The 3,695-nt window shown below is 73.3% G+C and carries 1 protein-coding gene and 1 tRNA gene; both read right to left on the bottom strand.

Annotation, left to right across the window (positions count from 1 at the left end):
* Nucleotides 1-76: 76 nt before the first annotated feature.
* Nucleotides 77-149 (bottom strand) — tRNA-Lys (locus tag GL263_RS23295).
* Nucleotides 150-316: 167 nt separating this feature from the next.
* Entirely contained in the window at nt 317-3,427 is a 3,111-nt protein-coding gene (locus tag GL263_RS29120; protein WP_182857712.1) for an FG-GAP-like repeat-containing protein, read from the bottom strand.
* Nucleotides 3,428-3,695: the final 268 nt, after the last annotated feature.

Raw genomic sequence — 3,695 nt, 5'->3', positions numbered from 1 at the left:
GAAGCGCCCCGCCCGGGCAGGCCGGGCAGGGCGCTCAAGCGCAGGTGGGAGGCGGTTCCCCGTTCCCCGCGGTCGGTAGGCCGTGTGGGACTCGAACCCACAACCAATGGATTAAAAGTCCACTGCTCTGCCAATTGAGCTAACGGCCCGCGAGAAGCATAACCGGCGGGGGCCGGTTGGCTCGAAGGCATTCGGTGTGGGCCGCCGGTGTCCCGCCCCGTCCCGTCCGGCGGACCGTGCCGGACCGGACCGGGCCGGACGGGACGAGACGGGCGGGACGAGACGGGACACGTGGCGTGCGGGGCGGGCCTCGGTGTCAGGCGAGGCCGGGGTAGCCGCCGAAGCCGTCGGCCACCTGGGTGCGGCCGGTGAACGAACCGTCGGGCTTGCCCCGGTTGACGAAGACGCGGCCCTTGGTGTCGCGGGCGACCAGGTCGGGGATGCCGTCGCCGCTCATGTCGCCGGCGACGACGATCGTGTTGTACGTGCCGCCCCAGTTGGTCCAGAGGGTGACGCGGCTCTTCAGCTTCCCGTTGCCCAGGCCGTCGTAGCGGTACAGGGTGCCGCTCCTGGTGCGGGCCAGCAGGTCGCCGTGGCCGTCGCCGTTGAGGTCGCCGGCACCGATGATCTGGGCGAACTTCCAGTTCGAGGCGATCTTGACGCCCTTGGCGAGCTTGCCGGTCGACGTGCCGTTGAAACGGTAGACGTCGCCGGTGGACTTCTGCCGCGCGATCAGGTCGGGTCGGCCGTCCCCGGTGAGGTCACCGGGGTAGGTGAGCATGTCGTAGGCGTTCCAGCCGGTACCGAGCGAGACGCGGGTGGCGGTGGGCTTCGGGACGCCGTTGCAGGGGCCGTTGTACCGGTACAGGGTGCCCTTGGTGTTGCGGACCAGCAGGTCGTCGCAGCCGTTGCCGGTCAGGTCGCCGAACGGGACGTAGGTGTAGCCGGTGTGCCAGCCCTTGGCGGACGTCTTGTGGTGGACGCCGCCGCGGAAGGTGTGGGCGGTGAGGGTGCCGGCCTTGTTGACCGTGTACAGCTCGCCGTTGCCGTCCCGGTTGGTGTCGCGGTGCGCGCCGGTGCCTCCGGTCAGCCACAGGCTGCCCTTCTTCACGTCGCGGAAGGCGGTGTCTCCCGCGCCACGGGCGCTGACGGCCCAGTTGTAGGGGCCGCTCACGGCGGGCTTGCCCGCGGCGTCGCGGCCGTTCCACGACGGGGTGATGGACGCGCCGTCGGCCTTGGTGCCGTTCACCGTCCGCACGACACGGCCGAAGCCGTCCCGGAGGGTGAGGCGCCAGGCGGTGGCGGGGCGCGAGAGCTGGAGGGTGCTCTCCCAGCGGCGCGTGGCACCGTACCGGAGGTTCTTCTCCGGGGTCCGGGACTCCAGTACGGCGATCGGGGAGCGAGGAACGGTGACCTGCTTGATCCGGACGCGCTGCGCGGGGTCGACGTAGGCGACGTTCCCGCCGAACCGGTCGACCGTCCAGCCCACGCGGCGCTGCGACTTCAGGCGGTTCGCGGGCAGGTCCGCGATCGCGGTGGTACGGGCGGCGGTTCCGGCGCCCTTGTGGAAGTCGGTCAGCAGGAGCTTGCCGGCGGCGCGGTCGTGGCGGACGAGGAAACCGTCGCCCAGCAGCGCCTCACCGGACGGCACGCTGATGCCGCGTCCGGCCTTGTGGTCCCACACGCCCGCCTTGCCGGTCGGGCCGCAGTTCCAGTAGAGCCAGCGGCCGACGGCCTGGAGCTCCTTGGGGGCGCAGCCGGAGCCGACGTTGACCGTGGCGGAGGTCTTCTTCGTCTTGAGGTCGTAGGAGTTGACGTTGCCGGCGCCGGACACGGGCTTCCACAGCTTGTTGCCCCACAGGGCGCCGGCGGTGACCGACCGGGTGTGGATGACGTGGGAGTCACCGGCCTGCTCGATGTCGCCGACGTACTGGCGCGCGGGGTCGGTGCCGTTGCTGAGCGTGTAGCGGCCGGCCGTGTCGACGAGGCGCTGCTCTCCGGCGCCCGCCCTGATGTTGGCGTGGGTGTCCGGCGCGCTGGGCACCCGCACGGCGCTACCGGAGGTGAACGCCGTCCGGCCGTTGCCCATGGCGTGCAGTTCCACGCACGCCTCTCCCGTCTGGCAGGCGTTGTAGTCGGAGCGCAGCGGCCAGCCCGGCACCGGCCCGCTCAGCGGGCGGCCGTCGGGGGCGAGCTGGTAGTCGTAGAGGACACGGGCGCCGGTGCCGGGCTTGAACGTCGCGACGGTGAGGCGGCCGGCGGCCAGCGCGAGCCCGTCGACGGGCCCCCGCACCGGTTCCACGCCGTGGATCGTCCGCAGGGTCGGCGCGTCCGCGCCGGCGGAGACCCGGCGTACGGCCCAGTTGTCGGCGCGGCTGCCGCCGATCACGACCACCGAGCCGTCCGGCGCCTGGGCGAGGCGCCGCGCCGCGTGGGTGAGCAGCCGTCGCGGGGCGCCGCCGTCCACCGGCACGGCCCACAGCGGCTGGCCGAGGCTTGCGTCCAGGTTCTGTTCGCTGTGCACGGCCAGCAGCCAGTCGCCGACCGGGGCGACCTGGACGCTGCGGCGGTCGCCGCCCACGGGGGCGGGAAGCGGAACGAGCCGCACCGACGCGGCGGGGGCCGTGCGGGGGACGACCACGGCGTTCTCCCACTGGGCGCTGTAGCCGACGACGTGACCGGCCGACAGGACGACGTTCGACGGCAGGGCGCCGCCCAACTCGGCGAACAGCCGCTGGACTTCCGCCGTGCCGTAGTCGACGTGGAAGTACGCGTCGGTGCCGGAGTCGCCGGCCGGGCGGAACCGGACCACGGCGCCGTCGGCGTCCTGGGCGACCGCGCGCATCAGCCGCCACCCCTCCGGCAGGCCGGTGAGCGGGCGCGTGACGGTCTCGCCGTCGACGAGGCGGACCAGGTTCAGCGCGGTGACGGACCCGTCCTCGGCACGTTCGGCGGTCAGCGCCCCGTCGGCGACCACGGCGCCGAGGAAGTGCTGGTCCTCCGGCATCGGGACGGCCGTCTCCTGCCCGGTGTCGACATCGGTGATCACGACCCGGTCCGGCTCCCCCTCGGCCCCCTTGTCGACGCGGTGCGACAAGCCGGGGTGCACGGGGTGGGCCGTCGAGAGGCCTCGCGGCGGGCGGCGGGTCTGACCGGTGGCGTAGTCGGTCCACTGCTGGTGGTCGACCTCTTCGGTCAGGTGCAGGTAGCCGGTCCGGCCCGCGATGAGCGGGTTCACCGTGCGCGGCCGGAAGCGGGCCGAGGCATCGACGACCGTCTCGTCGGCGGCCACCGGCTGGGCGGCGGTGGCGCCGTTCGCGGTGGTGGCTCCGGTGGCGGAGAGCAGCGGCAGACCGACGGCCAGCGCGGCCGTCACCGCGGTGACACCGCGGAAGGTCCTGTTGCGTATGAGGGGGTGGCGAGCCACGTGTGGTCCTCCCCGTGAGGCGTGGAGCCGCGCGAGGGTCGGCAGCGCGCGGCGGGCGGTGGAGCGGAGGTGGTGCTGAAGAAGGGTGGAGCGAAGTGCTGAGCAGTGCCAGCGGTTTTCGCGGCACGCGGAGGACGCAGCGGGGAGGTGTGGGGCCCTCTGTGTCGGAACTCCGTGTGAGCGCGAGTGATCCTAGCAGTGAGCGGGGAGGCGGCCGGCGGGACGGCCGCCCTGTGGTCACGGACGGGCGCGGGCGGGGCTTCAGGTC

Source organism: Streptomyces durbertensis, assembly GCF_014156695.1.
GTDB classification, from domain to species: Bacteria; Actinomycetota; Actinomycetes; order Streptomycetales; family Streptomycetaceae; genus Streptomyces; species Streptomyces durbertensis.
Note: the sequence above shows the minus strand (reverse complement) of the source record. Positions and strands in the feature narration are given on the sequence as shown.